The following is an 18,885-nucleotide window of genomic DNA, read 5'->3' as shown; positions in this document are numbered from 1 at the left end:
CATGAAAGTCTTGGTAACCGGAGGAGCGGGCTTTATAGGTAGGCGGTTGGTAAAGGCACTGCTATCCAATTCACATACTGTTCGTGTGCTTGACAACCTGACTGCCCAGGTTCATGGAGAAAATCCAGACCCTGGCCGAATTTTGCCAGAAGAAGTGGAGTTCATCTACGGAGACGTTCGCAATGCTGATATAGTGCGGCGTGCGCTTGAGGACGTAGAAATTGTTTTCCACTTCGCAGCTCAAACAGGCGTGGGGCAATCGATGTATAAAATAAAGGAATATATTGACTGCAATGTTGGCGGCACGGCCCAGTTGCTCGACATATTGGCAGCCGAACGCGGAAGTGTCAGGCGTATTGTTCTTGCCTCCTCAAGAGCTGTTTATGGTGAGGGCAAGAGCCTATGCCCGCTATGTGGGCCAGTTTATCCCGACCTCCGAAAAGAAGAGCAGTTGGCAGTGGGCGAATGGGAAGTTAAATGCCCATCCTGCGGTCATACTACAGAGCCAATGCCAACGGACGAGGATAAGCCGCTTCGCCCAGGTTCAGTTTATGCTATCTCTAAAAGAGACCAAGAGGAACTTTGCATCTGTGTAGGACGTGCTTACAGCATCCCAGTAGTTGCATTGCGTTTTTTTAATGTTTATGGTGCTGGCCAATCACTTATAAACCCATATACTGGGATTATTTCAATATTCGCATCGCGTATTAAAAATGGGGAACCACCTTTAATTTATGAAGATGGCTTGGAAAGCAGAGATTTCGTCCATGTAGACGACGTTGTTCAAGCATGCATGCTAGCGATGACCAACGAAAATGCCGATTATCAAATTGTAAATGTAGGAAGTGGAACGGCGCTTTCCATAATTGACGCTGCACGCGTAATGATTCGTGTAATGGGCGCTTCGTTGGAGCCCCAGGTCATTGGGAAGTACAGAGTTGGTGATATACGCCATTGCTATGCTGATTTGAAAAAGGCCCGAAAGCTATTGGGTTATAAGCCTAAAATTTCTTTTGAGGATGGGATTACAGAATTTCTTAATTGGGCAATGAGCGAGGAATCAAAAGATTTGCTGGCGGCGGCAACTTCGGAGTTAGAACAGCGCGGTCTTTTCAGATAGTTTTGTATTCTAGCGCTACCAGGTGGACACTTCATAATGAAAGCAAAAATGACTGCGGAGACTCTTGACCTTTCAATAACAATTGTAAGTTTCAACACAAAGGATTTAACTCGGCAGTGTTTGCAGTCAATTTTCGACGGTTCTTATGGCATTCGCTTTGAAGTCTGGGTTGTCGACAACAATTCGTCGGATGGCAGTGTTGATATGATTCGCCATGAGTTCCCCAATGTGAATCTAATCGTCAACAACGAAAACAAAGGACTCGCTGCCGCCACAAATCAAGGCCTAGCGAAAAGCACCGGAAGATATGTGCTTGCTCTCAATAGCGACACAATTGTCCGACCGGGAGCACTAGAAATCATGGTGCGGTTTATGGATGAACATCCGGACGTTGGTGGAGCTACGCCAAAACTAGTCCTACCGGATGGAGGCGAGCATCCCCAATTTTGCGGCAGTATTCCATCGCTTAAGACTGAACTTGTAGAGGCTTTGGCACCTTTGTTCGGCAATGCAGCGGAAGCCTTGCAAAAGGATAGGTTTGGAAAACCCATTGATTATAACACCAGCCAAGAAGTTCAATGCATCTTATGGGGATCTTCTTTTATCGTTAGGCGGGAGGTAATGGAGAAAATAGGCCTCCAAGACCCAAGGTTTTTTGTGTATGCAGAGGATATTGATTGGGCAATGAGGATTCGTAAGGCGGGCTGGAAACTCTACTATATAGCGGAAGCTGAGGTAGTCCACTATGGTGGCCAAAGTACAAAGCAGTCATCATCAAGGATGCTTGCACAAAAATACCGAAGCAAATGCCGGCTAATTCACAAACACTATGGATTTTTTTCAGCTTTGATATTGAGACTTGCTATTGCGTTAGTGGCAGGTATTAGGTTGGCAAAGTGGGTTGTGATTTTTATTCTACGAAGCAGTGAACGCAGTAAGGCAAAATCTAGAATAGACCAGATGTGGCTTCTTATACGTGCCGCTCTTGAGTGTTAAAGGATTTGGTGAGGTATATGGAAAAAAACAGTTCTAATTCGGCTGGATATCGCGCCAAGACCGCCTACCAAGATGAAAAAGAGGTAATGACATATGATAGGGCGCGGTTCAAAAGCCTGAAAGGACGTATAACAGACTGGCTGGAGAAGCGCGCTGTTTGCCGTGCCCTAGCAGTTGTTCCACCGGGAAGTCGAGTGCTCGATATACCCTGCGGCACTGGCCGCATAACTGCTTTGCTTCTTCAACTAGGATACCGCACAGTCGGTGCCGACATTTCGACAGGGATGCTCAATCTGGCACAAAAGGCTCTTGAGAAGTTCGGAAACCTTGAATCACTCGATGAGGCTGATGCGGAGAAACTGCCATATAAAGATGAAGAGTTTGATGCAGTAACCTCGATTCGGCTAATGAACCACCTGCCTCCTAATATTCGAGTCAATGTGCTCAAGGAAATGGCGCGCGTAAGCCGATTAGCAGTAATTGTTTCCCATTGCAATCCAAGGTCAATATCAGGAATAAAAAGGCGGATAAAATACTTGTTCAAACAGCCCCATGCACCGTGGAACCCGGCGGCATACGAGCAGGTAAAGAAGGAAGCAGCTGAAGCTGGGCTATACATAGCGGCTGTGTTTCCGATTCTCGGCCCAATTGCAGAAACAAACGTTTATTTGCTAAGAAAGGCAAGTTGCCATGGCTGAAATCTTGATAATTTCGGCTGAGATGCCTTACCCCGTAAGAGGTGGCGACCAACTCAGACAATATAATCTTATAAAGCGAATAGCACAACACCACAATGTTTATTTAGCTACCTTTCTGCATGGAAAGGAAGAGGAAGAAATTGGCGTTCAAGAGATGCGCAAATACTGCAAAGGCGTCCATGTTGTTCATGCGCCCAAGTTTAGAGCTCCTGTTCTAATGCGGCGCTTTATCAGCAACTTGGCGCGTTGGAGGCCACTTTGCGAATCATACCATTTCGTGCCTGTCCTTGAAGCGAAAGTCCGCGAACTAACGTCCAAAAAAGACTTCGACATCATTCAAGCCGAGCATGTTTATATGTCAGAATATGCGCACTGCACACCCAAAAACTCGGCCCACAAAAAGGTTTTGACATTAATAGACATAGAATCAGTCAGAATAAAGCGCCAATTCTTCCTTGAACCAATAGGTCAAAACAAAATTCGCTATTTAATTGATTGGGTGGTTATGAAATCGTTCGAACCTCGGTCTATGCGTCGCATGGATAAGTGTATTGCCATGTCGGAAATTGAAGCAAAGATTGCTAAAAAAATGGCACCAATGGTAGATGTTGAGGTAGTGCCAAATGGAGTAGATTCAAAACTCTTAACACCTGTAGTCCCTAGTAAGGAAAAACAATTGCTGATGATTGGGAGTCTTTGTTATCCGCCGAACATTGATGGTGCAGAATACTTTGTTAAAAAGATCTTCCCATTAATAAGAGCCCAGGATAGAGAAATCAAGCTCAACATAGTAGGTCGTGCGCCAACATCAAGAGTACAAGCCCTCGCATGTGTGGACGGCGTTGCGTTGTTCAGCAATGTGCCCGAAGTAAGACCTTTCTACGAAAGATCTGCAGTTTCAGTCGTTCCTCTGCGTTCTGGGGGAGGTACAAGACTCAAGATATTAGAATCCATGGCATTTGGTGTGCCGGTAGTATCAACTACGATAGGCTGCGAGGGCTTAGATGTTACTAACGGCGAAAATATATTAATTGCCGACACGCCAAAAACGTTTGCAGAAAATGTTATTCGCATTCTCAATGATCAATCATTGCAAGATAAACTAATTCAAAACGGACGAAAATTAGTAGAGGAAAAGTATGACTGGGATATCATCGCACAACGTCTTCTAAACATATATGATGAGCTATTGGAGTAGGAAAAAATGAGCGTTAGAAATGGCAATCGCATAAAAGTTTTAATGGTAGAACCAAGGGGCGTTCGAGGCATCAACCATTATACGTACTTGCTATGCAATTCATTATCTGATTATGCAGATGTCACTATGGCGACAAAGCCGAACTTTGAAACGGCGGATAAAGAACGGCTTTTTAACGTAGAAACAATGTTTACGCGTACACGCAATTACCCTATCGAAGCACTCAAACTCTTGAGCTATATCCGCAAGAACCGTCCTGATATTGTGCACTATCAGATGTATTTCTATTGGCCATTTGATTTAGTTTTCTTCAGGCTTCTTGCAAAGTCTACCGCGAAAGTAATTGTAACAGCCCACGATGTTCTTCCACATAATGCTAAACCGTTCCATAAATATATAATGAAAGCACTTTACAAACCTCTAAGCCACGTAATCGCACACGATGACTACTGCAAACGGCTTCTAAAAGACCTGCTTTGCATTCCCGAAAAAAAGATATCCGTTGTACCAATGGGCAATTTTTCAGTTTTTCATGACAATGTAAAAAGTTTAGAAGATGCAAGAAGAAGTCTCGGCATACCATTGGATGCAAAAGTTGTTCTGTATTTCGGCGTCATCACAGAACGCAAAGGAGTCCCTCACCTGATTCAAGCATTCCCTCAGGTTTTAAAAAATATTCCCAATGCTTATCTCATAATCGCAGGGCTCCCACATAAGATTAATTGGGACGATTATGTGTCCTTAATAGAAAGCACAGGAATCTCAAACAAAACGCTAACTATGCCAAAACATATTCCAATGGAGGAGGTAAAGCAATTATTCTTATCTGCTGACGTCGTGTGCTTGCCTTATCTAGGCGTATATCAAAGTGGCGTGCTTCAAGTCGCTTATACATTCGGAAAACCTGTTGTTGCAACAACTGTTGGTGGTTTGCCGGATGTTATAGAGGAAGGAAAATCAGGCTTTCTAGTACCGCCTGGCGACCCAAAGGCAATTGCTGATGCGCTAGTTCGAATACTTCGGGACAGCGAGCTGCAAGCCAAGATGTCGGCGTACATAGACTATCTCAACGAGACAACTTACTCCTGGACGAATATCGCAGCAAAAACTTACGAGACTTACCTCAAAGTTCTCGGGTGTCCACTTCCAGGTAAAGGAGTGGCAGAATGAGATTGGTTCTAATAGGCGTTGGGTTCTTTCCTTGGATTGTTGCCGGGGACAAGAACTTTTTCACGCGCCTAATACCGCTCTTGGCTAGTCGGTGCGAAAGTATCGACGTATTTTCAGTCAACGATCGCGAGGGTAGCGAGAAAGTAATGATTAATAGCTGTCCAGTCACATACCACAGCGCACCACGGCTGCTCCATTTAGGTAACCGCAGGCGGTTTTTTGCAGGCAGTGGTATCCTCATGGACTATCAGCACAAACATTCACCCCCACGAGAAATTGCCGAACTTCTGCTGACAACGATGCTATGGCTACCAAGGCTACGTCGGCTTGTTCGTGAGAAAAAGGTAGACATTATCCATTTCATGGATAACATGGGTCCTTCAATGCCCCTAATAAAAGGCGCACTCAATGACGTAATGGTTACTCATTCGGCGATGGCTTATGCTCCAAGGGGACGGTTTTACGATAAGTACCTTCGTTTTTGCATGAGCAAACTTGATAGAATAATCCCATACTCCCAAGCATATGCATCAAAACTCTTACAATTAGGGATAAGCACACAAAAGATAGAGGTAATCAGATGGGGAGTTCAAATAAGCAAGGATGAACTAAGCAAGGAAAAGAAAGCCATTATTCGTAAAGAATATGACGTGCCAGCCAATGACCGTTTCATCCTTTGGACTGGATTCATCCAACAAATACAAGAAGCTGACTTTCTAGCCGCCGTAGAAGTTGCCAAGAAAGTAGTTGCTGTGAGACCAAACTGTCGCTTTATTTTCGCATTCAAGCCTCGAAGCTTTCGGCTTGAATACAAGCACCTTGAATGCGAAGGAATCCTAATAGAAACAGATATTGAACACTTTTCAGAACTTCTGGAAACCGCAGACTATTTGTATTCGCCCCTACTTAGAACCGACGTAATAGTTGCTCCACCTCTTACGTGGCTTGAAGCAATGAGTAAGGGAACGCCAGTCATTTCGACAGCCGCTGGCGGTGTTGACGAGGTAGTAATTCACGGCAAGACGGGCTTTATAGCTCAATCATTTGAAAATCTAGCAGAGACTTTGATTCAGGCAGTTGACTTCGACGACTTACAAGGCATGAGTAACGCCTGCAGGAACTTTATCGCTGAGAACTGCGATATAAATGACGTAGCTGAGAGATACCTCCGAATGTGGGAAAGAGCCAAAGGTGTAAGGTAATATGAGAATCCTGCTTTGCAACAAGTTTTACCGTCCTGTGGGCGGTCCCGAATGGATGGTTTACGACATGACTCGCCGCTTCGAAGAAGCTGGCCATACGGTCATAATTTTTTCTATGGAACACCCTGACAACTGGCAATCGCCATATTCTAAGTACTTCATGCCAAACGTTGAATATTCAGAAGGAACAGCGTATGGCTTAAAACGCAAAATAGAGGAAGCATTCAGGATTATATATTCATTCGAAGCTAGAAAACGAATAGAACTTCTGATAAAAGACACAAAGCCGGACATAGCGCATTTACATAATATTTACCATCAGCTTTCACCTTCCATAATTCATGCGCTTAAAAAGCACAATATACCAATTGTCATGTCTCTGCATGATTATAAACTAATATGTCCAGCTATTCGGATGTTTGTTAGGGACAAAGTTTGCGACAAATGTATTGGCGGAAGGTTCTATAATGCTATTAGATGTCGATGTGTAAAAGACTCGCTTGTTTACAGCCTAATTTGCTGTTTGGAAGCTTATGTACATAGAATACTCAAGGTTTACAATTGTGTAGACTTATTTATCTCACCAAGCGATTTCCTGCGCGAAAAGATGATAAAGTCTGGAGTACCCGCAGACAAAATTATCACCCAACATGTTGCCGTCGAGTTGTCGCAATTCAAACCATCAAAAAATGGTGGGCATATTCTTTATATGGGGAGGCTCACAAAGGAAAAAGGAGTACTTACGTTAGCAAAGGCGGCGGCAAAACTACCCAACGTCAGGTTCTGCTTCGCTGGCGAAGGTGAAGCTAGAGCAGAAATAGAATCTATGATTGAGCAGGAAAATATTAATAATATCGTTCTAGCTGGTTTTAAGGCTGGCAAGGACCTAATTAATCTAATAGAAGATTCACTGGCTGTTGTAGTCCCGTCTGAGTGGTATGAGAACTGCCCAAGGACTGTATTAGAAGGTTTTGCATGCGGAAAGCCAGTAATTGGCTCGCGAATTGGCGGTATTCCTGAATTGATTTGCGAAGGCGTAGACGGATATCTTTTCGAGCCAGGGAATTACGCTGAATTGGCAGATAAGATTTTAGAGCTTCTTTCCGACGAAAAACGAAGGGTAGAAATGGGGCTGGCGGGACGTCGCAAAATGGAAGAGCATTTCTCTCCCGACGCTTTTTACAGCGGCACGCTCGATATTTACCGGCGGGTTGCAGGTATCCAATAAGAAGTGTAGAAATTAGAAAACCTTGGTTTTCAGGATAGTCTTAATGAAGATTGCAATGCTTGGGACAAAAGGCATACCGGCTACATGGGGTGGAATCGAACATCACGTCGAAGAAATTTCCACTCGCATGGTTAATCTGGGACACGAAGTGACCGTGTACTGCCGACCTTACTATACTACAACAAACGAACAATACTACAAAGGGGTGCGGCTAAAGAAACTCCCCACAATAGCCACAAAAAACTTAGATGCTATCACACATACATTTATGGCAACTATGCATCTTCTACTTGAGGATTACGATATTGTGCATTACCATGCCATTGGGCCTTCGACTTTATCTGCCTTTCCTCGTCTAGTTGGGAAACGAACTGTAGTAACCGTACACGGCCTTGATTGGCAGCGCGAAAAGTGGGGGAGCAAAGCCAAGCTATTCCTAAAATTTGGTGAGTATGCCTCAGTGGTTTTTCCACATGCAACAATCGTTGTCTCCAAGTATCTCAAAAAATATCTGGAGTATAAGTACGGAAAGACTGTTAATTACATTCCGAGTGCCGTTACAGATCCCATAATTAGGCCACCAAATAAGATACGCGGATACGGACTTGGCGAAAGAGATTACATACTGTTTGTTGCAAGACTTGTTCCAGAGAAGGGCTGCCATTTCCTTTTGGAAGCTCACAAGCGCCTGGGAGCAAAATTGAAGCTTGTTGTTGCAGGCGGATCAAGTCACTCGGATGACTATGTTGAAAGCCTTCATCGGATGGCTGGAGACAATGTGATATTTACTGGCTATGTTTATGGCGAAACTCTGCAAGAACTTTATTCAAATGCCTACTGCTACGTCCACCCTTCCACTATCGAAGGATTGCCAGTAACCCTACTAGAGGCTGTGGCATATGGGAACTGCGTCATTGCAAGCAATATCCCTGCAAACAAAGAGGTTGTTCAAGACTCAGGCATAATTTTTGAGAGCGAGAATGTCGAAAGCCTTTGCGAAGCGCTTGACAAGATTGTCAAAGACTCTGAGCTAGCCCGGAATTTGGGTGAAAAGGCAAAAGCCCTCGGTGTAAAGGAATACAATTACGACAGCGTTACTCAAAAAACCCTAGCACTTTATCAAGAGGTATATGAAAGGAGTCTTCATTCACCAACTGCAAAAATTGAAAGCAAACTGCAACCGCCTGTTGACTCCAAGGACGCTCCATGAATAATGTGTTGGTGAAAACGCGCACTAAAAAGGTGCGGAACACATATATAAAAATCCTGCTGCTTTTGTACCTAACGATACTATTTACCGCGCCTTCAGAAATGCTTGCTGCCATTGAAGTATTGGATATTGGCGGTGCCTCTAGAGTTGCTGAAGTTATTAAATACCACCCAGGTTGGTCTGCACACGAAGCAGGTGGGGGAAGCCTCTCCATTATACAATCCGACTTGGTTCCTAATGGCCGAACATTTAAAGTTGACATTCCATATTCCGAGAGCGCCGCATTCCTTCGCTTTACTCTTGCAAAGCCTGTAGAAGAGATATGGGTTGCATTTTCTATTCGAATTTTGAACGCAAGGCCAGATTGCAATTGGGCAAGACCTTTTGCTTTGGTTGGTGATGATGAAAAAAACCAATTAGAGATGCGATTGCGTGAATCAAAGCTAGTAGAACTTGCAAGCCAACCGCAATCAAGCACCTACACAAGGACCCATCTTACGGGATATCCATGGTGGCCAGGACAGAAATATCGCTATATCATTGGTTTCAGAAAAGGTGACGAAGGATTTGTAAAGTTTTATGTTGAGAACGCAAAGATATACTGTCTTGACGGTGTAGACATGGGCGAAGGAATGATTTCCAGGGTTGAGATTGGCGGCTTTAGTACCATTGGAGTCAACCTTGGTGGGTCGTTGGAAATTGGAGATATACGAATTTCTACCAACTCAGAAGACTTAATCACCCAGATTCAGCCAACTATTAATATTACCGACAAAGTTTTATCCACGGTAAACTTTGACTGCTTTGGAATAAATACCTCGCACCCAGGAATTGACTGGCCTGCTAAAGCTTTTGATCTAGAGCGAACACTTAAATTCAACACCTACCGATATGGATACCGGTGTACCGAAAAAGATTGGGACGGCGAAATGACATGGCAGGCAAACCCGAATCGTAATTACTGGTATGCAAGCGAAGGAGTTGGAAATGCAAAATCGTTTCTTTGTTCAAGTTTTTATACTGCTTGCACGAAAGACCCCCTTTTTATTTGTATTTTGAACTGCATGGGGGAACGCAACTCCAAATGGGATGCTGAGCATGCAGTAGAGTGGGTGAGGTTTAACAACAACTACAGAAAACCTGATGGTACAGTTGGTCTTAGAGCCATTTACGAAGCGGGCAACGAGGTTTCTCTACCTCAATCTCTTACCGAAGGCTGGTGGTATGATGGCAAATCATATATACAAATAGGGAGTGGTGAGGCACTTTGGGATGCCAGACATGCTAAAGAAGTTTATCCACTTGAGAATGGCCTTCCCGACTGCCTTTCGAACGAAAAAATGAACTTTAAACTCGACTTCGGGCCGGGCAAGTATCTTTATTTAGGCTTTCGGTGGAAGTTCAATGAAATTATTTATGAACTTGCAAACCTACCGAAAGAGGAGACAGCAGGAAGCATCAGGCTCAATTACGAATATTGGGACGAAATCACTCAGCAGTGGCGGAACTTTAATCAATGGGTGAATGGATGGGAAACTGATAAGCATCCTCACTTCCTTGCTACTGGCCAATTGAACAGGGTTACCTTCGATTGGCGCCGTCTAGAAGGCTGGGGTAAAAGGTCAATTCGAGACGAAGCAGGAGAAAATAACTCTTCGATTTCAGATGACCGATTATATTACATAAGATTGAGCCTTTATTCACGTGGCACGCTTTTTGCAGAAGCTCCAATAGAGAAATTCATACGTGTTTGCATGCCGGGCGAATCCTATATTGAAATATTAAAGCACTTTGCCCCGGTGCGCAAAGCCGGGGGCATATTATACGCATGGATTGGGATGGTTGGCAATAAAGGCTTCGAAAAGGCTCTTGCAGAAAATACTGATCTCTACGATGGAATAGTCTCTCATTTTTACACTAGCTATGACTGCGAACCCAATAAATCAAATGGCCCTTTGCACATTATGATTAATGCAGGGCTTTGGATGCCAGAATTGGTAAGCAAGTATGGTGAATATTTACGTAATAAATTTCCAGGAAAGAAAATCGGTCTCACCGAATGGGACTTTTCAGGCGTTCATCCATCGCTATTAACTTGCCATATAAATGGACTGCGTGCCGCCATAACGCAGTGCGAAATTCTAAAAGGTGGGTGGGATTTCGCGGCATATCATACAGGCTTTTTCCCATATAAACTTGGGTATTCATATATGACTAATTCTTCCACTAATCCCAGGCTTCGACCTACGGGGTTAGGGATTAAGCTTGTCCGTGACTGCGCCTTAAAATACGTACTTGATGCGCAGTCGAATCATCCGTGGCTTTACGTCTGTGCTTTTCGGGGTGAGACTGAAAAAGACATAAACCTGGTAGTAGTTAATAGGGCAGACTCCAACCTAACTGCTACGATAAACCTTCCAATCGAGGGATGTAGTTTCCGAATAAAGGATTTCACCGGCTCTCCTTATGAAAACAATGAGGAGTCTTATGAAATTAGGTTTCGCTACCATTCTTCAATTTATGCAGGGCGTTCATTTGCATATACTTTCCCTGCTTATTCTGTAACGGCTTTCGAAGCGAAAATATAGCCAATAATTAGACTCTTGATATGATTAGATGAGATTGTTCGATATTTACGTGCTATCCTTTTAAAAACACTTGCTTTTGCAGGAGGAAAAAATAATGTCAACGGTTGCAGTGTTGAGAACAAATCCGGCTACGGTACTTGATGACTATGAAAAGTTAATGCATCTAGCAGGTTATAAAGATTACTTACCAAGCCAAAACGATACCCTGCTCAAGCTAAACCTGTCATGGACGAAATTCTTTCCCGCATGCTCAACGGCACCTTGGCAGCTTGAGGGAGTAATTCGAACAATGCTTCACGATGGCTGGGACACCACAAAGCTAATCCCCGTGGAAAATAAAACTGTCGTTACTAATCCGCGACTTGGGGCGAAGAACAACAAATGGATTCCTGTGTTGAACAAGTATGGGCTTAAGTTTGTGCCACTGACCGACGTAGAATGGACTAAATACGAGTTCAAAACACCTTTGCTAATGCTGGACAAAATCTTCCCCAAAGGTATTGAAATACCAAAGATGTTTATCGGTAAAAATGTCCTTCATCTTCCTACTGTAAAGACGCATGGTCATAGCATAACTACAGGGGCGATTAAAAATGCGTTTGGTGGTCTTTTGAAGGAAGTTCGGCATTATGCGCACAAGTACATCCACGAAGTGCTCGTCGACCTACTAATAATGCAAAAAGAACTGCATCCGGGCGTTTTTGCTGTAATGGATGGCACCGTTTGTGGCGATGGCGCGGGGCCGCGGACGATGGAACCCAAAATACAAAATTTCATCCTAGCGAGCGGAGATTCGGTGGCTATCGATGCTATAGCTGCAAAAATGATGGGCTTTGAGCCCATGGAAATTCCATATATACGAATGGCTACTGAGATGGGACTAGGTTGCGGCAATCCAAGTGAGATTAAGGTTGTTGGAGAGGATATATCAGGTGTTAATTTCGGATTCCGAACAAAGAAAAGCCTGGTTATTTTGGGGGACCAAATTATCAGAAAGGGATGGCTGCAGCCATTAGAAAAGCTACTTCTACATTCCCCACTTGTGTTTTGGGCTCCTCTTGCGTCAACGATATACCATGATTGGTATTGGTATCCGACAAAGGGTAAAAAGGCTATTCGTGAGTTCATGGAAACTGGGTGGGGCAAGTTGTTTGCAAGCTATTCTTAGTAAACTAGCATATCTACTAGTTGACGGTAAGGAAGAAGCAAATTAAAATGAAACAATAACTTCCAGCAGGCTGTTGAAATGTAGTATGTTTAGAACTTGTATGACTGTCAAGATGAGGAATATAAATGCCAAACTAGGGTTGGTAGCGGTTGTTATTTGTTTGATTCTTGCAAATAGGGTATTTGCGACCACATACGGCTGCAACATTAATTACGCTTCTTTTACACAATTAAGGCTTTATATTAATAATCCAGCAAAAAAGATATCCTACCGATTTGTGGTTCCTCCATCTCTCAACGGCAAGACCTTGTACGGAGTATACATTTATTCGACTGATGGCAAAGGTAGCATCCCCATATGTCGCGTTGGTTTGCAAGCAGACATTAACGGTTTGCCGTCGGGATCTTGGCTCTCAACAGGACAAGTGCCGGTTGCAACCGCATTCTTGCCAGCTGGTCGTGGCACTTTTGAACCTATCCAACTACCGGCATATACGTTAACCGCAGGAACAGCATACCATTTAGTAATATGTTATGAATCAGGCGTCGCCAATAGCCAAAATTATGTAGCTTTTGCTTATGCTGCAGGCCATGATAAAGCTGACATGTCGGTTCTTACTGATTACGGGAACGGTTGGGTTTTACATAAGAATGCAGACCCAATATTTGCGCTACATTTCGGACAAGGCCAGTTTTATGGTCAAGTTTATACAAATTGTACAGACCAGCTTATATACGGCAGTGGCTCTAACTCCGGCTTTGGTCAACAGTTCGTAGCCACCAATACCACTACCATCAATCGCATATCATTCCTTATGCGATTGGCAGGCAGTCCAACAGCTTCTTGTCGCATAGCGATCAAAGATGTGCAATCAGGCGCAGTTCTTGCCGATGAGGTATTTTGCACCCCTGCTGATTTTCCACGATCCAGTTCAAAGTTTTCAAATTGCTACTGGGTAGGCCATGATTTAACATTTCCAGTGACATTGACTACAGGTCGAACTTACCGCATATGGTTATATGAAGACGGGTATGGGGGCAATGCATATAATTGCTACAGGGTTAGATATTTCTCAACCACGTCAGGAACACTATCGCCATTAACTTGGGGGGGCTCGGCTTCCTGTTCAATTACAATAACAGGAGAAGGCAATTTAACAACTCTGCCTAACGCCGATACTCCTTTTCGCCTTAATACAGCTTCTATGGAAATCAACTATAGACATCTAACATGTGTTACGCCTGCCTCCGCAACAATTGTAGTAAGTACAAATAGAACTTCAAACGTAACAGTAGAATATGGCGAAACAAGCCAATATGGTATGACAGCAAACTCAACAAATCTCTCACGCCATGAGATAGTATTAACCGGACTTCAAGCTGGAAAGAATTACCACTATAGATTGACATGCATTGATTCTAGCAATCCCAACAATTTAATAACTACCGAGGATTCTGAATTCAGAATTCCACTTCCTGACGATACAGTAACAGTTGACGTTATCGGCGACCTTCAACAATGCTCTAATAGTTATGCAATTGCTCAGGTAATGGGAAGACGTGGCGACATTATTTTGACAGCAGGCGACAATACAGAACTCGGACAATTTATACCCGGAGTTAACCCTACAAAAGAAGAAGCAAAGTTCGAATGGCAATTATTCCTTGGGCTGCTTAATCCTAGCTCTTGGTCACCTGCGCTTTATTTAACAACAGGCAACCATGATAATGTATCAGCAATAACGTGCGCTCAGGCTTGGCAGGAAGAACTGACATTGCCTACAAATGGTGCCTCTGAAATGTACTACTCCTTTGACTATGGACCTGCGCACTTTGTAGTCCTGGATTCTGCGTCTATTGACCGAACCATCAGCAGCCAGCAGTTAGATTGGTTACAGCAAGATTTAGGAAGTACAAACAAGCCTTGGAAGATTGCGGTAATTCACTATCTTATAAAAGGAATGAGCCCTTTAGAGGAAATACATAACTGGTGGATTCTAAAAAATGCAGATACTTTGCACCAGATCTTCACTCAATATGGGGTTCGGCTTGTATTGCAGGGCCATAGACATGTATACAACCGTTACGTAAAAGATGGAGTATTCTATGTAATTAATTCGACAATGAGTTATGATCTTTCTTACGCTCCTTTTGGTTGGGAAACTCCTTATAGTGGTGTGGAAGCATTAGAGAATATCGATGGCGAATCAGGTACTATACCTGCATATATTGACTTTGCCGGCTCAACCCGCTTGGAGATATCACCAGACCAACTTACTGTGAGCTTTATCGATGCAGCCGATCGAGTACTAGATAAGTTCTCGTTAGCACCTAGCAATTTTGATTTAATTTCTCCCGCAAATGGAGCAACTGTATCGTCAGCAACCCCAACTTTTTCATGGGCTCCTTCAAACGATGATGCCAGCGGATTAGTTGAATACGAACTATGGATAGATAATCAACTATGTGTCGACAATATTCCACCACAATGGACACATTGTATTCCATTTTCACCTCTAAGTGATGGAGCACATACTTGGTGTGTAATAGCCAGGAACCGAGCTGGTCTTAGTAGATTATCGGAGACTTTCACTGTAAATATTAACGTTAGCTCCGAGCCAGACATAACACCTCCAACTAATCCAGTAACTGTCATTGTGTATTCTAACTCGGATAGGGAGGAGATTCTTCAAAGCAACCATTGGTACAGCTTCCAAACACCCCTAATTATGTGGAACGGTGCAACAGACAATAGTTCAGGCGTTGATGGCTATTATGTATATTTCGGTACAAATCCGAATGCAGAACCAGTTTTTTCTGGTACTTACTGCAGAGTGAACTGGTATATTCCGACCACGCTAAGTTCGGATGGCTATTACTACCTAAGAATACGCACTGTAGATAACAGAGGCAACTTTTGCCCTGAAGTCTTTGAAGGTTTCGTTTATTGGCTAGATGCCACTTCGCCAACGCAGCCTGGTATACCCTTGACAATTACTCCAACGCTGGACTCAACGCCAGTATGGCAATGGGCGCCTTCCACGGATAATGCATCAGGCTTAGCAGGATACCGAGTAGACGTGGTAGTTGAAAAATCAGGTTATTTCCACATATGCAACCTTTGGGTGGGAAATACCACAATTTGGGAGCAGTCTTTTCCTTTGGAACCAGGTACCTACATGTGTAGAGTTCAAGCAATTGATAATGTTGGGAGAACCAGCTTATACTCGGAATGGGGAAAAGTATTGATCTTGCCTGTTAATAGCATTGCCTGGGCTAAAACTTTAAAACTAGGCCTCGGGGTTTCCCTTAGTGGCAAGGTTGTTACAGCTTCTTTTGCTGATTGTGTTTACGTCGAAGAACCTAACCGCTGTTCAGGACTTCGCATAAACGGCTCGTTCCCGGTAGCAATTGGCGATGAGGTAAGTGTATCTGGCACGACATCTTTGACTGATACCGGCGAGTTTTGTATTTCCAATGCTAGTGTTTCAGTAACATCTTCTGGTATTAACATTAGACCCCTGCTTACAAACCAAAGAAATATTGGGTATGGAATTCTTTATAACAAGATAGGGTTGGGGCCAAATGTTACGTCAATGCTGATGAAAGTTCATGGGCGAGTAACAGGAATCCTTTCGGATGGCTTTTATTTGGATGATGGCTCTATGTTTGAAGCACCTTATGGCGCTGTTGGAATCAAGGTATCTACTTCCGACCTTTCACCTGGTAGTTTCACCCCACCTAACGTGGGCGACTATGTCATAGCAACTGGAATAGTATGTCATTATAAAACAGACAGTAATGTTTATCCTTACATTAGGTGTCGAGTTCCTTCGGATCTTGTAATTTACCGATAAGTAGTTACTGTAAATAAACGTTGGGACTCAACATCCACACTTTTTCAGCCTACGCCTTAAGCCTCCAACAAACATCGCCGATAATAAGTATTGAAACCAAAAATGTAAAAACCGTGTTTGCAATAGGCGGTGGTATTAAGTTTCAATATTAGGCTGTATTATTAGGAGCCATCTTCTTAAAAGGGGATGGCTTTTTGTACTTGCAAGATTTATAAGAACTTGTCGCCCTGATGACCCTGTGATATAATTTGGCTGTAAGCCCCAAGGAAAAAACAATGTCTGACCCGGCAAAAAAGCGCATTCAAGAAGTTTCCGCAATTTACGAGATTAGTCAAGCCATCAATAGCCTCTCTATAGAAGAGCTTTTGAAGCTCATAACAGAGAAGGCTACTGACGTTATGGATGCACAGGCATGCTCGTTGATGCTCAAAGACCCAAATAAAGACGAGCTGGTCATCAAAGCGAGCTTTGGCTTGTCTGAGCAAATAGTTGAAGAAACTCGGGTTGCAATTGGAGAGGGCGTCGCTGGCAGAGTTGCGTTGACAGGCGAGCCTATGCTACTAACTAATCTTCAAGATGACCCTAGGTTCATCAATACAGACGTTGTACCACGACCAGAAATTGCCTCTTCAATATGCGTGCCACTAAGGGACGAGGGGTCAAATATACTAGGGGTGCTAAGCATCCGGCGAATCTCGCCATCTAAAATGTTCACCGAAGAAGATGTCAAGCTGTTTAGCGTTTTTGCAAGTCAGGCAGCCCTCGCAATATCAAACTCCCAACTTTACGCTAGCCTAAGAGATAGGGTACAGGAGCTTTCTGTTCTGCACGAAGCAAGTAAAGAGTTAAGTGGTGCATACAGCCTCGAAAATGCGGCCCATTCACTAGCCCGCCTTGCAACGCAGATGATTGACGGCTCGTCTGCGATGGTACTTTTACATGAGCGTAGGCATGGGGTCAGAATCCAAGCAGTATCTGGTGTAGCTGCGAAAATGCAAAACACCATAGCAGAAACAATAGACGAAGGTTTCATTGCATGGATGCATGGTTTGCGTGAGCCAAAAACCATTTTGACTAAAAACAGGAACCGATGGCCAACGAGTTTATACCGGCTAGCAGAGGTACTAAAACGTTCATTCGCAAGGATTATAGCTATACCGCTAATTGCAGAGGGCAATGTAATAGGCTTACTTTTGCTTTGTAATAAAAAAGATAAGCAAATCGAGAAACAAAAAATTCGCTTGCTTTCAATAATCTCTTCGCAGGCTGCCACAATCATTAAAAATACCACTAGATATAAAGAACAGATTGAACAGAAGGTGCTTGAGCTAACCGCCTTGTACCAACTTTCAGAGCGCATAAGCACAGCCGCAAACCTAAAAGAAGCGTTGGATTCGATTCTTGATATAGTTCGCGATATAGTTTGGTATGACCAGGGATATATATCAACAATTGACTATGAAAAGCAAACAATGATCCTTCAGGCTTGGAGAGGTATTGATATCAAGCCATCAGAAACAGAAGTTCCACTTGAAAAAGCGCCCTTAAGCAGGTGGACAATCAGCGAAAGGAAAGCTATTGTTGCCCCAGATATAAGCAAGGACAACCGTTTTAATAGGCTAGCTGTCTTTTCAGGAATAGTAAAATCACTCATGTCAATTCCGCTGATTGTTCAAGACGAAGTAGTTGGCGTCCTAAATATCGGCAGTCATGCGCCAAATCTTTATACTGAGGAAAACGTTCGGATACTCTCGATTATCGCTTCTCAAGCAGCCGCTTTATATAAAGAGCTAGAGACGTCAAGTGCTCTTGCAAACTATACTGACAACATTCTTCGAAGTATTGCCGCAGGCGTTGTAACACTTGATAGCGAAGGTAGAGTATTGACATGGAACAAAGCAGCTGAAGAGATTGTGGATATACCTGCAAATCAAGTGATTGGAAAACACTTTGCAGAAATTGTACACAATATAGGTATTTCGGAAAACGATAAGGAACGAACCCTTTCTATTATTAAGAATGTATTTCGTTCAGGGCATGGATACCTTGGGCACAAATTGGAATATCATCCAACCAGGGGAGACGCAGAAGTAATCTATATTAATATGAATATCACCCAACTACGTGATCATACTGGCGAAGTCCTAGGCCTTGTTCTAATATTCGAAGATGTAACAAAAGAAATAGAAATGGAAAACGAAATGCGGCGTATTTTAGAGCTTGCAGCCGTGGGCCAGCTAGCTGCAACGATTGCCCATGAGCTCCGGAATCCTTTAAGCTCTATAAAAGGCGCCGCACAATTCTTGCGAAAAGAATATGAGGACCATTCAGCCATAAAGGAATTTCTTGATATTATAATCGATGAAGTCAATGTTTTGAGTAAGATTACAACCGAATTCTTAGACTTTGCTAGACCAACGAAGTTGAATTTGAAAGAAACGGATGTAAATG

The 18,885-nt window shown here is 43.4% G+C and carries 12 protein-coding genes; all 12 read left to right on the top strand.

Annotated elements, in window-relative coordinates; translation table 11 throughout:
* Position 1 precedes the first annotated feature (1 nt).
* Positions 2 to 1,120 (top strand): NAD-dependent epimerase/dehydratase family protein, encoded by a 1,119-nt coding sequence (locus K6T99_10280; protein MCL6520208.1) that lies wholly within the window; start codon positions 2 to 4, stop codon positions 1,118 to 1,120.
* Between the two features lie 36 nt (positions 1,121 to 1,156).
* On the top strand, positions 1,157 to 2,116 hold the full coding sequence (locus K6T99_10275) for a glycosyltransferase family 2 protein (GenBank protein ID MCL6520207.1): 960 nt from the start codon (positions 1,157 to 1,159) through the stop codon (positions 2,114 to 2,116).
* A gap of 17 nt (positions 2,117 to 2,133) precedes the next feature.
* Positions 2,134 to 2,814 carry a methyltransferase domain-containing protein gene (locus tag K6T99_10270; protein ID MCL6520206.1) on the top strand — a complete coding sequence of 227 codons (681 nt, stop codon included), beginning with the start codon at positions 2,134 to 2,136 and terminating at the stop codon, positions 2,812 to 2,814.
* The gene (locus K6T99_10265) at positions 2,807 to 4,012 is read left to right on the top strand and encodes a glycosyltransferase family 4 protein (GenBank protein ID MCL6520205.1); all 1,206 of its coding nucleotides are present in this window, start codon (positions 2,807 to 2,809) and stop codon (positions 4,010 to 4,012) included. The genes K6T99_10270 and K6T99_10265 overlap by 8 nt, the downstream gene beginning before the upstream one ends.
* Positions 4,013 to 4,018: 6 nt before the next feature.
* Positions 4,019 to 5,182, top strand: a complete 1,164-nt coding sequence (locus tag K6T99_10260; GenBank protein MCL6520204.1) for a glycosyltransferase family 4 protein — start codon at positions 4,019 to 4,021, stop codon at positions 5,180 to 5,182.
* On the top strand, positions 5,179 to 6,384 hold the full coding sequence (locus K6T99_10255) for a glycosyltransferase family 4 protein (GenBank protein MCL6520203.1): 1,206 nt from the start codon (positions 5,179 to 5,181) through the stop codon (positions 6,382 to 6,384). The genes K6T99_10260 and K6T99_10255 overlap by 4 nt, the downstream gene beginning before the upstream one ends.
* A 1-nt stretch (position 6,385) precedes the next feature.
* Positions 6,386 to 7,612: a glycosyltransferase family 4 protein gene (locus K6T99_10250; GenBank protein ID MCL6520202.1), complete on the top strand. Its 1,227-nt coding sequence runs from the start codon at positions 6,386 to 6,388 to the stop codon at positions 7,610 to 7,612.
* A gap of 43 nt (positions 7,613 to 7,655) precedes the next feature.
* Positions 7,656 to 8,822 (top strand): glycosyltransferase family 4 protein, encoded by a 1,167-nt coding sequence (locus K6T99_10245; protein MCL6520201.1) that lies wholly within the window; start codon positions 7,656 to 7,658, stop codon positions 8,820 to 8,822.
* Positions 8,819 to 11,410 (top strand): hypothetical protein, encoded by a 2,592-nt coding sequence (locus K6T99_10240; protein ID MCL6520200.1) that lies wholly within the window; start codon positions 8,819 to 8,821, stop codon positions 11,408 to 11,410. Before K6T99_10245 ends, K6T99_10240 begins: the two co-directional genes overlap by 4 nt.
* A 94-nt stretch (positions 11,411 to 11,504) precedes the next feature.
* Entirely contained in the window at positions 11,505 to 12,578 is a 1,074-nt protein-coding gene (locus K6T99_10235; GenBank protein MCL6520199.1) for a DUF362 domain-containing protein, read from the top strand.
* 85 nt (positions 12,579 to 12,663) lie between these two features.
* Positions 12,664 to 16,434, top strand: coding sequence for a metallophosphoesterase (locus K6T99_10230; GenBank protein ID MCL6520198.1), 3,771 nt, complete (start codon positions 12,664 to 12,666; stop codon positions 16,432 to 16,434).
* 275 nt (positions 16,435 to 16,709) lie between these two features.
* Positions 16,710 to 18,885, top strand: a 2,176-nt coding sequence (locus K6T99_10225) for a GAF domain-containing protein (protein MCL6520197.1), incomplete at its 3' end; no start/stop codon positions are given.

Source organism: Armatimonadota bacterium (genome assembly GCA_023511795.1).
Classification (GTDB): Bacteria; Armatimonadota; UBA5829; order DTJY01; family DTJY01; genus JAIMAU01.
The sequence above is the reverse complement of the archived record's forward strand: the minus strand, read 5'-3'. Positions and strand labels throughout refer to the sequence as shown.